Origin of the sequence: Sedimentibacter sp. (assembly GCF_032080165.1) — a bacterium.
Classification (GTDB): domain Bacteria; phylum Bacillota; class Clostridia; order Tissierellales; family Sedimentibacteraceae; genus Sedimentibacter.
This window is the reverse complement of record NZ_DAMASY010000010.1, coordinates 111,829-129,725: the sequence shown is the minus strand read 5'-3', so window position 1 is coordinate 129,725 and position 17,897 is coordinate 111,829. Positions and strand designations below refer to the sequence as shown.

At 35.3% G+C, this 17,897-nt stretch carries 15 protein-coding genes and 3 pseudogenes; 9 read left to right on the top strand and 9 right to left on the bottom strand.

Annotated elements, in window-relative coordinates:
- The first annotated feature begins 123 nt into the window (after positions 1–123).
- Positions 124–1,065, top strand: coding sequence for a hydroxymethylglutaryl-CoA lyase (locus RT412_RS13590; protein WP_313343869.1), 942 nt, complete (start codon positions 124–126; stop codon positions 1,063–1,065).
- A 130-nt stretch (positions 1,066–1,195) separates the two neighbouring features.
- On the opposite strand, the gene RT412_RS13585 is transcribed toward RT412_RS13590, so the two are convergent.
- From RT412_RS13585 to RT412_RS13575, 3 genes and pseudogenes are all read right to left on the bottom strand, one after another.
- On the bottom strand, positions 1,196–1,822 hold the full coding sequence (locus tag RT412_RS13585; protein ID WP_313343871.1) for an AraC family transcriptional regulator: 627 nt from the start codon (positions 1,820–1,822) through the stop codon (positions 1,196–1,198).
- A gap of 805 nt (positions 1,823–2,627) precedes the next feature.
- Complete coding sequence (locus RT412_RS13580; RefSeq protein WP_313343874.1) at positions 2,628–3,146, bottom strand: nitroreductase family protein; 519 nt, start codon at positions 3,144–3,146, stop codon at positions 2,628–2,630.
- Positions 3,147–3,304: 158 nt separating this feature from the next.
- Positions 3,305–3,515: pseudogene (locus RT412_RS13575) on the bottom strand (recombinase family protein); the annotation flags it as partial.
- On the opposite strand from RT412_RS13575, the pseudogene RT412_RS13570 reads away from it, so the two are divergent.
- A pseudogene (locus RT412_RS13570) lies at positions 3,512–3,937 on the top strand (recombinase family protein); the annotation flags it as partial. The pseudogenes RT412_RS13575 and RT412_RS13570 overlap by 4 nt on opposite strands.
- 15 nt (positions 3,938–3,952) lie before the next feature.
- Here RT412_RS13570 and RT412_RS13565 read toward each other — a convergent pair.
- From RT412_RS13565 to RT412_RS13550, 4 genes and pseudogenes are all read right to left on the bottom strand, one after another.
- A complete protein-coding gene (locus RT412_RS13565) occupies positions 3,953–4,549 on the bottom strand; it encodes a hypothetical protein (protein ID WP_313343877.1) in 597 nt (198 codons plus the stop codon).
- Between the two features lie 74 nt (positions 4,550–4,623).
- Positions 4,624–6,816, bottom strand: coding sequence for an FAD-dependent oxidoreductase (locus tag RT412_RS13560; protein ID WP_313343880.1), 2,193 nt, complete (start codon positions 6,814–6,816; stop codon positions 4,624–4,626).
- A gap of 457 nt (positions 6,817–7,273) precedes the next feature.
- A pseudogene (locus RT412_RS13555) lies at positions 7,274–7,459 on the bottom strand (iron-containing alcohol dehydrogenase); the annotation flags it as partial.
- Positions 7,460–7,560: 101 nt separating this feature from the next.
- The gene (locus tag RT412_RS13550; RefSeq protein WP_313343883.1) at positions 7,561–8,787 is read right to left on the bottom strand and encodes a stalk domain-containing protein; all 1,227 of its coding nucleotides are present in this window, start codon (positions 8,785–8,787) and stop codon (positions 7,561–7,563) included.
- Positions 8,788–8,995: 208 nt separating this feature from the next.
- Here RT412_RS13550 and RT412_RS13545 point away from each other — a divergent pair, with 208 nt between their 5' ends.
- The 6 genes from RT412_RS13545 (at position 8,996) to RT412_RS13520 (ending at position 13,838) form a co-directional block, all read left to right on the top strand.
- Positions 8,996–9,970 carry a biotin--[acetyl-CoA-carboxylase] ligase gene (locus RT412_RS13545; protein WP_313343886.1) on the top strand — a complete coding sequence of 325 codons (975 nt, stop codon included), beginning with the start codon at positions 8,996–8,998 and terminating at the stop codon, positions 9,968–9,970.
- A complete protein-coding gene (locus tag RT412_RS13540) occupies positions 9,967–10,518 on the top strand; it encodes a biotin transporter BioY (protein WP_313343889.1) in 552 nt (183 codons plus the stop codon). Before RT412_RS13545 ends, RT412_RS13540 begins: the two co-directional genes overlap by 4 nt.
- 170 nt (positions 10,519–10,688) lie before the next feature.
- On the top strand, positions 10,689–11,177 hold the full coding sequence (locus RT412_RS13535; protein ID WP_313370051.1) for a hypothetical protein: 489 nt from the start codon (positions 10,689–10,691) through the stop codon (positions 11,175–11,177).
- A gap of 13 nt (positions 11,178–11,190) precedes the next feature.
- Entirely contained in the window at positions 11,191–12,597 is a 1,407-nt protein-coding gene (locus RT412_RS13530; protein WP_313343893.1) for a peptidoglycan-binding protein, read from the top strand.
- A gap of 108 nt (positions 12,598–12,705) precedes the next feature.
- Entirely contained in the window at positions 12,706–13,224 is a 519-nt protein-coding gene (locus RT412_RS13525; protein WP_313343896.1) for a peptidoglycan-binding protein, read from the top strand.
- Positions 13,225–13,412: 188 nt separating this feature from the next.
- Complete coding sequence (locus tag RT412_RS13520) at positions 13,413–13,838, top strand: CBS domain-containing protein (protein WP_313343899.1); 426 nt, start codon at positions 13,413–13,415, stop codon at positions 13,836–13,838.
- 190 nt (positions 13,839–14,028) lie between these two features.
- On the opposite strand, the gene RT412_RS13515 is transcribed toward RT412_RS13520, so the two are convergent.
- The gene (locus RT412_RS13515) at positions 14,029–15,897 is read right to left on the bottom strand and encodes an HD domain-containing phosphohydrolase (RefSeq protein ID WP_313343902.1); all 1,869 of its coding nucleotides are present in this window, start codon (positions 15,895–15,897) and stop codon (positions 14,029–14,031) included.
- Positions 15,898–16,138: 241 nt separating this feature from the next.
- Between RT412_RS13515 and RT412_RS13510 the strand changes: the two genes are divergently transcribed.
- On the top strand, positions 16,139–16,675 hold the full coding sequence (locus RT412_RS13510) for a TetR/AcrR family transcriptional regulator C-terminal domain-containing protein (protein ID WP_313343904.1): 537 nt from the start codon (positions 16,139–16,141) through the stop codon (positions 16,673–16,675).
- Here RT412_RS13510 and RT412_RS13505 read toward each other — a convergent pair.
- Positions 16,672–17,721: a hypothetical protein gene (locus tag RT412_RS13505; protein WP_313343907.1), complete on the bottom strand. Its 1,050-nt coding sequence runs from the start codon at positions 17,719–17,721 to the stop codon at positions 16,672–16,674. The genes RT412_RS13510 and RT412_RS13505 overlap by 4 nt on opposite strands.
- Between the last annotated feature and the right edge of the window lie 176 nt (positions 17,722–17,897).

Here is a 17,897-nt window from a genome sequence, read left to right as displayed (position 1 = left end):
TACGATTAACATAATATATAGAATATTTCTATAAGTCCTATACAATAATTGTATTGGACTTTGTTTTGTTTTGAATATATCATATAGTAAAAATGGATTAATATCTGATTTAAGGAGGCAATAATGAATATACCTAAAAAAGTAGTTCTTTGCGAAGTCGGACCAAGAGACGGGCTGCAAAATGAAACGTCCATACTCAGCGTTGAAGAAATAGTATCTCTTATCGATTCAATAACCGAATCAGGATTTAAAGTAATTGAAGTCGGTTCTTTCATGCATCCGAAATCAGTTCCACAAATGGTCGGCACAGATGAAGTCTTTAAAAGAATTAATAAAAAGGAAGGCGTTGAATACAGAGCTCTTATCGCCAATATGAAAGGTGTTGAAAGGGCAGCGTCCTGCGGATGCCGAAAGGTCAAGCTTAATGTATCAGCCAGCAGGGCTCATAATCTTGCGAACCTCAATAAAACTCCAGAGGAATCTGTAGCAGGTTTCAAAGAAACAGTTATTGTTGCCGCGTATGAAGGTATAGACATATCCGGTTCAATTTCCATGCCATTCGGTTCACCATGGGAACATATCATACCCATGGACGATGTAAAAAAAATAGCAAGAACATATATTGACGCAGGCATTACCGAGATATCACTTTCTGATGCATCAGGCATGGCTGTACCGAATCAAGTTTATAATATATGCACTGAAATGAAGAATGAATTTCCAGATGTTAAATGGATTCTTCATTTTCACAACACCAGAGGCCTTGGCATCGCCAATATTTTAGCCGGAATGCAGGCCGGAATCACATGGTTTGATACTTCCTTTGCAGGACTGGGAGGCTGTCCATTCATTCCCGGAGCTGCAGGAAATGTGTCAACAGAAGATGTGCTTCATATGCTTGATGAAATGGGCGTTGAAACAGGTATAAATCTTGATGGCGTGATAAGGACATCAAAAATGCTTTTAGAAGCGCTGAATCATCCCGCTGATTCCTATATATTAAAAGCAGGAAAATCAAGAGATTTAGTTCCGGATGCTCCTGTTATTATGCAGTATGATCGTTAATTTGCATTTCAAATGCCATATTGCATTTTAATCCAGCATTAATATTTGTTTTATTTATAAGCCCTTCCTATATGTTTATTCCTTATTATATATCTTAAAATAAGGAATAAACATAAGAAAATATAGCTCCTTAGGATTTATTAATAGTTGTCTTATAATATTCACGATATGCTGTTGGTGTCAAACCATTGTATTTTTTAAATATACTTCTAAAATATAGTGCATTTTCAAATCCAGATTTATACGCTACAGAATCAATAGATTCGTTATTATGTATCAGCAGTTTTCTTGCATGTTCCATACGAACTTCAATAAGATATTGATGAATAGTTATTCCCATCTCTCTCTTGAATTTTGTACACAGATAATTTTTATTAAATCCAATATATTTAGCTATGTCTGTGAGATTTAGCTGCTCCTTATAATGTTTCTTTATGTATTGTATTGTCTCGCCAATTTCCTTATCCAAACTATTTTTCATATGTTCTATTTCGTTATATATCGTTACAAATATCTTAATATATTCCTGCTCAAGTTCTTCTATAGATGAATAATTCTCCATTCTTAATTCACTAAGGTTATTACTGTATATTGACTGATAATGTTTTATTGTCTCATTTAGCAATTTCATAGCAAACAAGCATAATTGTATAGACATGGATGGTTTTATCATATCAGTAAAAAGATGATGCAGTGTGTTCTCAATTAATTCTGTTTTGGAGTTATTTATTATTTCCTTAAATATTGAAACCTGCATAACAATAGATGCTTCTTCAATATTTTTAAGCGGAACTGATCTTATAGTTTCATCTATAACTTAGGTCAGTTTACAAGGAACTACACGCAAACCGAAACGGGCTGCTGACAACAAACGGCGATATGCTACCGAGAGGGAAGCATATCGCCGTTTTGTTGTGGGGGAATCCAAAGGGGGCAAGGCCCCTTTTTGGCACACGACTTTGCAAAGCAAAGTGTAGTGTGTTATACGCTCTGTCAGCGTTGCCGCAAAAATGCCGTTGCCGCAGGGGAGGGCAAGGGCGTTTGAAGCGGCAGGAAAGCGGGCAGGAATTTGCGGCGGGGAAAGCCGCAAAGGACAGTCCGATTTCAGCAGTGGACAGGGCGTATATGAACCCCTCGTCAATCATCCCCACATTGGGACAAGTTACCATGAAATTAATGCTTTCGTTCACTGTGGCAAGTGGCGCTCGTGGATTATTGGCCTTAAGTCCCGCAAGGTATCCAAAGGCGTTCCCCCCTCTGGAACTCTCCCCTCTCGCCATGTGGCAGAGGTTCCCATGTGAAAAGACATGGGAACCTTGCGGTTTAGTGTGGGCTTCGGCTTATGTTTTTCGCGGCATATGCTCCGCCGCTGCACTCTGTCCGCTATTCCACTTTCCCATTGACAACGTCTCCCGCCTATTTCTCTATTCTTTGAAGGAAGCTGGGGGCGTAGTGACATAATTTGAAGGTAATTCTGCAATAAGAACAACCCACTTTATCTCTTTTTACGGGATTGTTTTTTATGGAATTTTTCGACTTCGCATTATGATAATACTAACCGCCTAGTCAACAAATGTAAAAATCTCCTCAATATTCCTACGCTCTGTATTAGGGCTATCTTTTTTAGGATATCCCATTGGTATAACAGCCATAGGTCTGAACCCATCCTGTAAATTCATAATATTAGTTAGTAGTTTTTCGTCAAAATGTCCGCACCAGCAAGCACCAATCCCTAAATTATGAGCGCATAACAAAATATTTTGAATTGCTGCTGCCGTGTCCTGTATGTAATAAAGTCCTTTGCCTCTGCCTTTATATCTACTTTCAGACCTTGCAATATCTGCACATACAATAAGTAGTACAGGTGCATTTTCTATAAAATCTTGTTTACAGGCTTCTTTCCTTATTCTTCGAATAAGGTCTTTATTTTTTACAATATAAAAGTGCCAAGGCTGACAATTGCCTGCACTTGGTGCCGCTTGTGCCGCTTCTATCAATTTCATTATAAGATTATTAGAAATATCATCTTTTTTAAAAAAACGTACACTTTTTCTTGATTTAGCCAATTGAATAAAATCCATGAGTACACCACCTAATATAAATTATCCTTGATCTAAGACTACTTGAAAATTTTTTGTTATGGTGATTTTACCACATAAATCCAGTCCCGTCATTTCTTTTTTTCTTGCCCTGGGTCTTCCACATAATCCCTCGTTTCGATATCCGCAATTGTACCGTTCTTAACATTGTACTGCTGGAAAAGCTCCATCATGCCCGAAAAGTCCAGAATGGAACGGCTGATACGGTCGAGCTTGTAGACAATAACCTTTGCAATCAAGCCCTTTTTAATGTCCCCGGATAAGTTCCTGAAATTTCGGCCGGTCTGTATTTTTGCCGCTGAAACCCTTGTCTGTGTATTCCCTGCATGTACCGCCTTTCAGTTCGTATTTACGCCGAACTGGAAGCCCTTGTCTATCAACAGATGGTGAAAAAGCTGGCAGGCTACAATACGCTGACAGGCCGGAAAAAGGCGGAAAAGGGCAACCCGAAAATCACCGCTTTGCAGGTGGAGCTTGCCCGTGTGTACAGCGAAATTGAAAAGCTGGTGGACAGCCTGACCAGGGCGAACAACGTTCTGCTCTCCTATGTGAATGTGAAAATTGCGGAATTGGACAGCCGCAAGCAAGCCCTTGTCAAAGAGATTGCGGAACTGACGGTGGACACCATATCCCCGGAACAGGTACGGCAGATTTCCGGCTACTTGGACGCATGGGAAACCGTCAGCTTTGACGATAAGCGGCGGGTGTTGGATTTGCTGGTTACTACCGTGGAAGCCACCAGCGACAAGATGAACATTACATGGAAAATCTGACGGACGTTTTCTCCGTCAGGACGTTATCCTGTGTAGTCCCTTGTAAACTGTATTTTTATGCTGTTTAAGAAAAAAGCGATAGTCATTAATGAATTTAACAGCTAAGTCAAAATCTCTTCTAACCTTTATACCAAAATCATGAAAGTCAGCAGTGACAGATGAAACTATATTTTCTTTATATAAATCTTGTAAATTACATTTATAAGCTTGTTCAACAATTTCATGAATATCATAAAGCAAATTTTTTCTGACTTCTTCCGTTTCATTATCAGGTAAATTTATTAAGATAATTGGTTGTTTGGTCCCATTATGATAAAATGGCTCAAAAATATAATTCGAATTATTTTGGAGGGCTATTAGATCATTACAAATATTATTAAAAATACACACATTGTCTTTTTTATCTTTACCTATAGAATATAAATATTCTTCATCAAATCCAGTGGCAAATAAGCGAAAATGAACAGGATTACCCGTAATATGGATACCGGTCCTTTCTTGTCCGCGAAGAACTGAAGATGAAGGAGAACCGGTTGCTATAAGATTTAGCATATTGCTTCTTGCATAAGAAACGATTGCTTCATATTTATCTTCTGATATAATAACGCTCATAAAATCACCTCTATATCATTATACAAGTAAAAGAAAGTTCTTACAATAGAACTTTCTTTTATACTTACTATTGATTATTTAATGAATTCAGCTGCATGCTCTCCTGCGATTCTACCAGAATTATACGCATATCCTTGTGTTGTGCCAGGTGTTTCATAATATGGATATCCATACATGCCTCCTGCATCCTGTCCGGCTGCATATAAACCTTCTATTGGTTTTAAATCTTCATTTAATACACGCATTTTTTCATCAACACGTATGCCGCCAAGTGTTCCAAAGATAGCTGGCTCCATTCTCACAGCATAGAATGGACCTTTATAAATGGGGATTAAAAACATTGGATTTTTATTAAAATCCTCATCAATTCCTTTTTCAATAAACTCTTGATACCTTTTCATTTCTTCCAGATATTCATCTATTGTAAATCCTGCTTTCTTTCCTAAATCCTCTAATGTGTCAGCGCTATATGCTGCTCCAGCCTCTTTAGCACGATTCATTTCTATTTCCATCAAATCCCCAAAAGGATCAAGGGCACGTGATCGCCAATTATGTTCAGTTTTTAAAAATTCAGTTTCTTCTGTGGTAAATAAGCCCGATAACCCTTGTTCTTTAATTATATCATAAGTATTTTGATCAAATACAACCCAGAATGAACCAACAGTTCGGATTGATGAAGCTCCTTTTGCTAATGGCTGAGTTATACACCACTCTTCATTCATAAACCGATGTCCTGATGAATCTAACTGTAATAAACCTGCATAGTTCAAATATTTAAAATAGTAGTCATTAAAGTCCACATCTGCATTAGCAGCAAATTCTGTTATATGAGGAAACAGTTCTGACGATAAATCCGCTCCTGCGGAAAGTGCCAGATTGATTCCGTCTCCGCTTGATGCTTCAAGTCCGGACAGCCAATACCTGTCGGATCCTGTATATTTTTTAAGCATTTCTTTGCTGCCGCCGAATCCGCCTGTAGCTATGATTACAGCATCCGCATATACATTTACTTCTGTACCGTCTTTTTTTATTGCATGTACACCAATTATTTTATTGTTCTCATCAAATATAAGTTTATCAGCTCTGGTCTGCAATAACAGTTTATTAGAATCCGTTTTAGTAATATAATTTTTATATAAGTTATCTATTTTTTCCTGACCTTTTCCTGTATCAAGCGTAACTCCATTTGAGCTGTGTTTAACTTTATAACCATGTTCAATTAGCCAATCAGCTGTGCTTCCTGCTTTATCTAAAATTGTTTTAACCAGAAGATTGTTGGCTGTACCATAATTATAGTTTGTATATTCATCAAATAATTCTTTTGATGTTACCGTTGATCCATTATCTTTTAGTGCTTTACTTTCAGGGGCTATGAAGCCTGTGGTTAAAACACTCATACCTCCTGCTTTTCCTGTTTTCTCCAAAACTATAACTTCAGCACCTGCCTCATAGGCTGCCAAAGCTGCAACAGAGCCGCTTCCACCTCCGCCGATTACTACAACATCAGTTTTATACTCTTCAGTTTCATTGCTTACCTCTGCTTTGGCATATAACTTATACGGATCAGCACCTGCCTTAACAAGAGCTTGTTCAACTGCCTGTATAACTCCTTTGCTCGTCATAGTACAACCACTGACTGTATCAACTCCTAAAGTTTGATATTTAATTATATCAGGAACCATTACCTCCAAGACTGGTTCATAAAACCCAGGTGTTTCAGAAATATTGGCTATATCAATTGATACAATTTTATCTTTTTCGACTGTAACAGTTGCTAACATTGGTGTGATTGGATTTGGGGAACCAAATCTGAAGCCTTCCTTACTATCTTTATCCCATTTTCCATATGCTTCTCCGGTATATGTTCCAGGAGTAAAATCAAACACTTCTTTAACAGATTCTACCTTTTTTAGTGTGATATTTGCTTCACTTAAAGCTAATCTTGCAGCTTCGAGTACAGCATTCGATGTAATTGTAGCTCCAGACATTACATCAACATCAATAGAATTTTCAGCGAGCATATTTGCTGGTAAAATTTCCAATGCTTTGCCGCCAAGGTCAGGTGTTTCTTTTTCTCCTATTGCATTTACTGATGTCAATTTACCATCTTTAATAGTTAAACTAACCTCAACATCTCCTGAAAAACCGTTAACTTTGGCTGTGTAAGTTTCTTCCGTTTGAGATATAGAAGTTTCAACCTGCGGAGAGCATGCAATAAGCCCTATTGCACATAAAACCAAAATAATAACGATATAGTTCTTATTCATTTTTATTATTTTTTTCCTTTCTACCATATATTAATATTTTTTTATACTGTTGCATATGATTAATCACTTCAACATTTTCTGAATTATAGCATTTTATCAATTTTTTCACAATTAACAAAATTCACATGTTATATAGTAAACTTCAGTTTTAAAATATAAAAACAGCCATATTATGATGTGACCCCAAAAAGTTAGACCAAAAATCTAACATTTGGGTTGGGGAGGTCGGTTCATTAAAAACTCCACTTTTATTTTGTTTATTTTATATCCATACTGCTCATACAACAAAGAAAAGGCATCGCAATGATGCCTTTTCTTTGACCTTGGAGTTTATCTATTCTGTAATACTCTTGCCTGCGATTTTACCTGAAACCAAAATTCCCATTCATAAATGCATTGTACAGCCAGATGCCTAACTCGTAAACATGAAAAATATTGATGTAAACTCTTCAAAATCAACGGCTTTCTTCCCTACATTTCCAATGGAGGTCAAGACATAAATGTCGCTCATCTTGCTGGCAAAGGCAGAAATATAGCTTTCAGTAGCATGGAACAGAACGTCAAATCCCTGATAGGCTGTAAATTTAGGTGGTACGGATACCATCAGTTCCGGATGGGAAAGAGGCATATTGCTGAAAAACATCTGAGAGCTGCATACGAAATGGGACTATCACTTTCATAAGGAGACATATGAGAACACAAATAAAAAGCCAGCACAGGATATCCTATGCCGGCTCAGACATATCAATCGGATTCCCCGAAATTGAATGCGTCAATTAACCATTTTCCATCGTATTTTTTAACGTTCAATGTTATGGATCTTTTAGATGCTATGCCGCCTTCTTTAAGTTCAACACTTGTAAGCTCAATTATATTACCTGTAACTTCATATTCTTCTTCGGATAATTTTTCAACTGTTAAAATATCTATTCTTTCCGGCCAAGGACTGGAAAGAAATCTTCCCGGTGCTTTCATAGGATCATTAAGCCAATCTTCTATCAGCTTGGATGTAACATATTCACCATAATGTTTTTCCATACTTTCTTTTATTATATCTTCCGGTGCTAATAATGAAACCATTTTTAATTGCTCTCCGAAATTTTGAACTAAACTTGTTACTTCATTTCTTTCAGCCTCATCACTCAACTCATTTCCCGATAAATCCCATTGAATGTCCACAATGTTATTTTTATCAAATCTTAGCATTTTGTTTGGAAAAGTCAGTGCCTGCGTTACAATGCTATCTTTATCCGGTGAATTCAATGTTGCATTAATGTATGCAGTTCCGGGAGTTACTTCAGTGATGCTGTCTACCGATAAACCGTACCCGCCTGTTGGTTTTTCACCTGCAGATATAAGTACATAAATCCATTCATCGTCCATAAGAGAATATAATCCCTTTGACATGTAATTTCCATTATACAGATTCAATAAAAGCTCATTGTTTAATATAGTTTCCCGGTCAACAATTTCAAATTCTATAGGTCTTTCAACCGTCATAACATCACCTTCCTCTTTAACTGCAACCGCCCGCTGCCAGTTATCCCACTGTACATAAAAATCTAAATTTTCTGCAACAAATCGCAGCGGCACGAAGCATACAGAACCAATATTCTTAGGCGGTATTTCCAAATCAACTTCAAGTTCCGTCAATGTACCGCCATTATTATTAATTATCTTAGCTGTATTTTTACCTATTTTCATTTCTATTATAATATCTTCTTTGTATATTTTAATATAACCCGTACTTAAATCCGTTTCAAACCTTGCATTTAATTTTTCTGTAAATTCTAAAGGTATCATGATGCGGTCATTTTCAATAAACGGTTCATCATTTAATTTTATCCAATCATTATTAAGATGTATTTTTATATCCGAATTTATATTTAAGGTATGTGATAAGCCGAATACTGTGCCTGTTGAAATAGCTGCACAACATAATCCTATAACTAATACTCTTTTTATATTCATATTAACCTCCTATATTATAATAATATTAATTTATTACTTTATTAGACTGATAAATTTAAATTTTGTTCCATATTTTTCAGTATCACCAGCATTGTAAACCATAATAAATTTTTAGTTGACAATGTTGCTGCTTATATTTATAATTATATAAGATTCAGTCGTAGCTACATAAAGAATAATAATTTTTTCTAAAAATCGAGGTGTTAATATGTCCGTTAAAAATGACGTCTTACATATGCTGGAACAAAATAAAGGTAAAAGCATTTCAGGTCAGGAATTGGCAGAAAAACTGGGTGTTTCAAGGACTGCTGTATGGAAGGCAATAAATTTATTGAAGGAAGATGGTTTCTTTATTGAAGGGGTATCCAATAAAGGCTATTCATTAGCTGTTTCTTCTGATTTATTATCATCAGAGGGCATTCGTCTTTATTTAAAAGATCAATACAAAGAAATACCCATTAAAGTATATAAATCTATAAATTCTACAAATACGGAAGCTAAATTGATGATAATGAATAATGCGGCACATGGCACTGTTATACTTTCTGAGGAACAACTATCCGGTAAGGGACGTATGGGAAGGGGTTTTTATTCTCCGTCCAAATCAGGCATTTATATGAGCATTATATTAAAGCCAAAGCTTAACATGGCCGATTCCGTTCTCATAACTACTGCTGCTGCAGTTGCAGTTTCACTTGCCATAGAAAATATAACAGGTATAGTCACACAAATTAAGTGGGTTAATGACATTTATTTAAATAATAAAAAAATATGCGGAATCTTAACGGAAGCTGTTACAGATATGGAAAGCGGAACTATCAACAGTGTAGTAGTAGGTATAGGACTTAACGTAAAAACGGATTCATTTCCTGAAGATATAGAATATACTGCCGGTTCCATATTTAAAATGAATGAAAATAAATTTATCAGAAATCAATTAAGTGCAGAAATAATCAACAACATTTTATCCATCTTAAATGATATTCCAAACAGGGAATTTCTTGAAGTATATAAAGAACGTTCCATGATTTTAGGCGAAAGAGTAAGATATTGTAAAAATAATCAATGGCTTGAAGGTTATGCACAGAATATTGATTCAAATGGTGCCCTCATAGTTTTCCATGATGATGGCAATAAAGAAATATTAAACTCAGGAGAAATTACTGTAAGGAGAAGTTTATGACAACTATGAAATTAAGTACGAAGGATATTACACAAATAGGTATGTTTACTGCATTGACGGCAATAGGAGCCTTTATAAGCATACCGGTGGGACCGGTGCCAATAACATTACAATCATTCTTTGTATTGTTATCAGGAATTATTTTAGGTTCCAGAAAAGCAATGTATTCACAAATTGCATATTTATTGTTAGGTTTGGCCGGTCTTCCTATCTTCTCCAATTTTACCGGTGGATTACAAGCAGTATTTAAACCAAGCTTCGGATTTTTAATAGGATATATTGTAGTTGCTTACTTAATCGGAAAAATTACAGAAGCAAAATCAAATAATACTAATAATTTAATTCTTGCGGTATTTATAGGCACAGCCGTTTTATATCTCATAGGTCTTCCCTACATGTATTATATTTTAAATATTATGCTTGATAAAAATTTAAGTATTATGCAAGTTTTAAATATGGGAATGTTTATGTTTATTCCCGGAGATACAATAAAAGCTGTTTTAACAGTTTATTTAGGAAAGAAGATAAAAGGATACAGAGGATTATAAACCTCTATTTAGGTTGCTAAAAGGTTCGCCCTGCAAGACAACGAAGCAGGCGGGCATTTTCAGCAACCTGTTTTTTTGCGCTAAACATATTCATACTATCTGCATATAATAAATATTATTATAATACAAGACGTTGCAATTAATTTAAGTAGAAGGGTGTGACTATTAAGTTGCGAAAAAGAAATTTATTTTTTTTACATGAATCAAACTTAGATACTTTCCCATTCAGAACATTAAACACACAACTTCCTGAAGAAACAGAAACAGGAACCATATCCGTAGGAGTTTATACTGCTTCACGCGCATTGCCTGTTCAAGATGCGGTAGTAACAGTATATCATCTGGATGAAAGCGGAGATGAGCATGTATTGGCTCATTATGTAACAGACCGAAACGGACGTATTCCTGATATAATTTTACCTGTTGTTTATACCCCCGGTGATCCTTTGGAAAGCGCTGAATTTTATTTTAGCACCTATAACTTAAGAGTACAGGCATTTAACTATTATACACAAAACATGTTGGATATACGAGTTTTTCCGCATACAACCACAAGATTCAATATTGATTTAATACCGGTTGCTGCAGGAGTACCAAGTGGTGAAGCGCCTGAACGAACTATTGTTATACCTCCAAGCCCAATAGATTTTTCTAATTAGGAGGTGTTTAATAATGAGTATACAAGTTCCTGGACTTACAGAAGTAGTAATACCGAGCGCCATAACAGTTCATTTAGGACCGCCTGATCAGGAGGCAGAAAATGTTACTGTACCTTTTATAGATTACATTAAAAATGTCGCATCAAGCGAGCTGTATCCTACTTGGCCCGAAAATGCATTAAGAGCCAATATTTACGCAATTATATCGATTGCTTTAAATAGAGTTTTCACTGAGTGGTACAGATCACAGGGTTATAATTTTGATATTACAAATACGACTCAATATGATCAGGCCTTTGTAAACAACAGAGGTATTTTTGATAGTATTTCTGAAATAGTTGACCAAATATTTGACAGTTACATTGCCAGACAAGGGCAATTAGAACCATTATTTGCGCAATTTTGTGATGGGCGAATAGTTCAATGTCCAGGTATGTTACAATGGGGAACTGTTAGCTTAGCAGAACAAAATTTAACACCTTATGATATTCTTCAATATTATTATGGAGATGATATAAATATAATGACTGACACTCCTTTATCAGATTTAATAGAAACTTTTCCGGGACCCTTAAGTTTGGGAGACAATAATCCTTATGTATTATTCTTGCAAATTTCATTAAATACTATTGCAACCAACTATCCTGCTTTGCCAAGAATCCCCAATCCGACCGGAACTTTTGATGAACCGACAGAAGCTGCAGTAAGTACCTTTCAAAGTATTTTTAACCTTCCTGTTACCGGTGTAGTTGATAAAGCAACCTGGTATCGAATCAGAAGAATTTATGCAGCTGTTACAAGCTTGGCCGAATTAACTTCCGGTGGAATAGGAATAGGAGAAATACCCGAATTTACTCCGACCCCTATAGAAGGAGTAGTACCGCGAGTCCAGATAGTACAATATTTTCTTAATGTTTTATCTGCTTTTTACAACACCATACCATCAGTTGATATAAATGGTACGTTGGATATCAACACAAGAAATGCGATTATGGAATTCCAAAAAACATTCAACTTACCCGTAACCGGGATTGTAGATGAATCAACCTGGAACACAATGTACAACAACGTTATAGGAATATTGGAAACATTACCTCCTTCAGCTATAGCTCTTCCAAGCTTATTGTGGCCCGGAACGGTTTACAGTTTAGGTTCCGAAGGACCTGGGGTATATTTAATTCAACAATACTTATCTTATATTGCTTCTGTTTTAGAAGGATTGCCTCCGGCAGAACCGGATGGCATTTATGGACCATTAACCGAAGCAGCAGTGAGAGCTTTCCAACAGTATTTTGGCATTGATGTGACGGGAGTTGTTGACCGATATACTTGGGATAGAATTGTTTTGATATATCGCCGATTAAGATTCGGAAATGCTCGAGGTGAAGGTCAATTCCCGGGCAATAATATTGGAGGTTGATAAATATGTATCCTAAGCCATATCATGTGAGAAATTTAATGAAAAAATTGGAAACAGAAAAAGGATATATAGATGTTATACAGACAAAAAATAAGTCAGGAGGTAAATATGAAAAATAAATTAGCGGCTGCAAATCCTGTTTTAGAAATTCAGCACTACTTAAATGATATAGCACAAGTGCATCCTGAAATTCCCTTAGTATATCCTACAGGAAGATATGATGACAGAACCCGAAATGCAGTTATAGAGTTTCAGGAATTTTATTCATTGCCTGTAACAGGTGTAGTTGATTTAGAAACATGGAATAAAATTCTCAGTGAGCATAAAAAATGTTCTCATTGTATCAATGTTCCAAGTACCGTATCTTGCTTTCCAAACAATGTTACGGAATTCAAGTTAGGAGACCAAAATAATTGTATATATATATTACAAATTGTATTAAATAACTTTAAAAATAAATATTCTAACTATGTAGAAGCTCCTATAACCGGAATTTATGATAAAAAAACAAAAGAAGCCGTTAAACAGTTTCAGCAACTGAGTAGTCTTCCTGTTACAGGCATATTAAACCGTGAAACTTGGAATACTTTAAATTTGATAAATAATACCTGCCGTCTATATGATTAAAAGATTGTCAGTATGATTCATGAGGAAATTTAATAGTCAGCGTATACAGACAGCAAGGATACGGCGGAATCTCAGCTTTAACCACCGAATCATAGACCGTTTAATATAAATGGTCTTTTTTTAATTAATAACTGCTTTCCATAATAAAATAAACCGCTGTGGGAAACATAAATTTGGAGGTGATTAATTTGAAATTAAAAGATATAATGTCAGTTAATATTGCTAAAGTTGATTCAAATGATTCTATTGAAAAAGCTGCTCAATTAATGAAGCAGCACAACGTTGGCTCTATACCGGTTTGTAAAAATAACAGTGTTGTTGGTATTGTTACAGATAGAGATATTGCAATAAGAAGCGTTGCAAGAGGTCAATCAACCCATCAAACAGTTAATGAAGTAATGACTCAAAATCTTGTTACCGGAAGCCCGGATATGGATGTACATGATGCAGCAAGAATTATGGGACAAAAACAAATACGAAGATTACCTGTTGTAGACAATGACAGCTTGGTAGGAATGGTATCATTAGGCGATATATCTGTTGAGCCAAAGTTACAGGACAATGCAGAACAGGCACTCAGCAGTATTTCTAAGCCAACAAACTCATTTTCATAAGAAAAAAGGGAGGATTATTATTCCTCCCTCAGATTGATGACAAAGTCATCAAGATGATAGGCTGTTGAAAAAGTTCATCCTGCAAGGCGCCGGAAGACGGGCAACCGCAGCGTATTAAACATACGTGAGGATTGACCGGTTGAACGGCAACGAAGCAGGTGGGCTTTTTCAGCAGCCTAAGGGAGGATTATTATTCCTCCCTCAGATTCCGTTCAGTTATTAAGTTAACAAATACTTCAACTATATTGGGATCAAATTGTAAACCGGAACACCGTTTTAACTCAGCTATGGCTTCATCAATACTCATACTTTTCTTATACGGCATACCGTAAATCATATCATCATAGGCTTCAGCTATTGCAATAATTCTTGCTTGAATTGATATTTCTTCACCCTTGAAACCGCCGGGATAACCATTGCCATCCCATCTTTCGTGATGCTTAAGCACATAATCCGCAATTTCCGAATAATCGTTGGACGTACTAAGCATTCTGTAACCAATTTCAGGATGCCTTTTTAATTCATTGTATTCCTCATAGCTTAATCTTTGAGGTTTATTCAGAATATTTTCATCAATTCCCATTTTGCCTATGTCATGCATTATTCCCGCTAACTTAATTTGTATGGCTTTTTCTCTATCAAAATTAAGTTTTAATGCAATTTCTTCGCAGATTTCACCGACTCTCTTAGAGTGGAGCATCTCTCTGTTGCTTTTTTCATACAATGTATTCATTATAATTTCAATTGTTTTGTTTCTTATGCAGGAACTTTCATATAGCTTGTGTCTGTACATGTTAGCTTCGGCAGATTTAAATACGTCATTGAAATTTTCTTCAATTCTTCTTTTGGTTTTATATCCAAAAGAAATTGAAACATCAATTCCCCTGACCTTTTCTTTTAAAGCTAAGGAATTTATATTTTTAATAATTTCAACTGCCTTCCATGATTCGGTGTTAGGTAAGATTATTAAAAATTCGTCACCACCTATCCGCACCAACTTATCTGTGCTTCTGCAGCCGGATCTTATTACATCGGTGGCTTTTTTCAATAAATCATCACCGACTGAGTGGCCAAATGAATCATTTGTAAGTTTTAAACCGTTCACATCAGCTAAGATAACTGATATTGGAAGATTCTTTTTAACATCAATTTCTTTAAGATTTTCGTCAAGATACCTTCTGTTATAAAACCCTGTCAGCTGATCACGATAGCTTAAGTAAAGAACCTCTTCCTGCCTGTTTCTTTTGGCGGTTATGTCAGTGTGGGTACCGCTGAGCAATAACGGATTGCCATCTTCTGTCCATGATATTACCTTGCCTCTGTCTTGTATCCAAACCCAGTGACCATCTTTATGTCTCATACGATATTCATCATCATAACACTCTATTTCTTTATTGTAAAGCGATACATCCTTGTCCAGCTCTTGTTGTAAATCGTCGGGGTGAACCAAGCTTCTCCACGTGTCCTCATTAATTGGAGATAACTCTTCAAGAGTATATCCCAAAATGCTTGCCCATCTTTCATTGTAAATACGCTCACCTGTCTGCATATTCAGCTCCCAGGTACCAATATCAGTCGCCTCTATTATATTTTCCATTCTTCTTCTTGAGTTTTCCAACTCAATCATATGAAGTTTTTCTTTTGTTATATCGATTAGATAAGTTACCAGAACTTTGCTGTTAGGTGATTTTAAATGAATTTTATACCACTTGTTAACATGTTTATTATATATTTCAAATTCCTGCTGCTTCCCCTTGTATATTGCCCTGCCCGCATGCAGCATGAGCTGCTCTGTTTTTTTATTGTCGATACATTCAAAGAAAACAGATATATTTTTACCTATTAATTCGCTTGATTTTAATCCCGTCTTCTCTTCAAATATTGAATTAACTTCTATGAATTTATAATTATGAGGTTTATTGTTTTCATCATAAATAATTTCAAAAAATGCATATCCGATCGGTAAATCTAAAAATAAACTTTTGTATGAATTTTCATCAAAGTCATATTTGTTATTTACTGTATACGTTTGTCGAGTTAGCAATGCATTCTTTGTCATTATTTTACCTCCATTTGAAATTATTAATAATTATCAAAATTTAGTATATTGTATCATATTATTCCATATTTTTCAATATTAAGTTATAAAAAAAACGTTAAGAAGGGAATACAAGCTTAAATAAATTTTATTAGCATTCATAAAAGGTTTAGGAATTTTCTCTTTAAATAGTATGAACTTTATGATAAAATGAACCTGATTGGTGTTTTATTAAAATTGATTCTATAAAAGGAATGGTAACATGTCTGATTCTCAAATTACCAAAAAAGCTTTGGCAGAATCCATAAAGAAACTGATGGAAGAGCGCCCGTTGAAAAAAATTAATATAACAGATATTGTTGAAATATGCAATATGAACAGGCAAAGTTTCTACTACCACTTCAGGGACAAATACGATTTGGTCAACTGGATTTATTATACCGAATTCATAGTAACCATTAAGGATTTGCCCATATCATCATGGGAGATTTTAGAAAGAACCTGTGAATTTTTTTACAAGAACAAAACCTTTTACAGAAATGCCTTTCAAGTGACAGGTCAAAATTCATTTTCCGAGTACTTTATCGAGGTCCTGCATCCTATTTTAACTGTACATCTAAATGATGTATTTAAAAATAACAGGAATGTAGACTTTTATGCAACATTCTATGCTGATGCCATAAGGGTTTCAATTTCAAGGTGGCTTCTGGAGGGAGCCGTAATTCCTCCCGAACAGTTTGTAGAACTACTAAAAAATGCCACGGAATGCGTGGCTAAAACATTGCTTGAAAACGGTTAAAGATATTTTACCTCCGGCATAGTGGTTGCTAAAATATCTTCAAGTGAAGCACTTCGAATATTGTGACCGGTTTCATCGGAAATATTTGGAACACCTATCTGACCGCAGCTGCCGATGCTCAAAAAACATGGTTCATCAGAAATAATTTTGTCAATGTATTCAATGTCTCCGTAAAAATCCATCGGGAATACGGGAGAATTAATTTTTGTCCTTGTTTTGTAAATATAATCGTAGACGTTTTTAGCAATCACGTCACTGCAGCCGGGTCTTTTTACATAAATAACAAAATTTAAATTCAACGACAGTAATGTGCCAGTTATCGTACCGTTTGCAATATTTCCTGCATTGCTGTCATCGTAGCAATAATATCCGCCGTGAAGACATTTGTATTTTCTCAGAAAATCAAATTTTTCCGCAACGCTACCGCTTGATTCGTTATAATCATCTATTAAAGCAAAAATGCAAATATTGGGGATACTGCTTATTTTTTCAGCCGTTTCCTCATTTATGACGCAAGGATCTATGAATATTATAAAGGCACAGTCATCATTCTTTTCAAAAATGCTGTATAGCGAATCGGATATATTATTTTTTCCCAGGAAAATCATGTAGCTGTATATTCCGATGTTTCTTCCGGAATTTATAATATTTGAAACTTCCGAACCTGTAAGGCTGTCTTCGCTTCTTCCCTCAAAATTAAATACGATTGACCAGGGTATATTGAAGCCGAATTTTTTTTCATGTTCTCTTATAATATTGGCACCGTGCGTAAAACTGTTGTAGCCTATATTAATTCCGCAGACGGTCAAATTCCTGTGATTAGTGTTCTTAACCAAATTTTCTATAATATCGTAGTAGCAGCTGTCTTCATTATTTAGTATTTCATGAGCCAAATTGAAAAAATATTTCTGGAATCTGCCCGATGCAAAATATTCTCCCAAATCTAACAGATTTCTTAAACCCAGCTTAGGGTTGTCTTCAATATATCGTATTCCGTTTTCAACGGCAGTCTTAATTATCGTATGAATCAGTTTATAATTCTCCATTTCTCTATCTCCAATTATTGCAGTATATATTCCTCAAATAATATAATATAGCTTTTTTGTTTTTTTACAAATAGACAAAGTTTAAAAATGTCAAAAAATCAGACAATATTTTTGTAATGTCTTAAATTTAGACAAATAAATATATTGTATAGTGTAAGTTTCATAAACCGGTAATA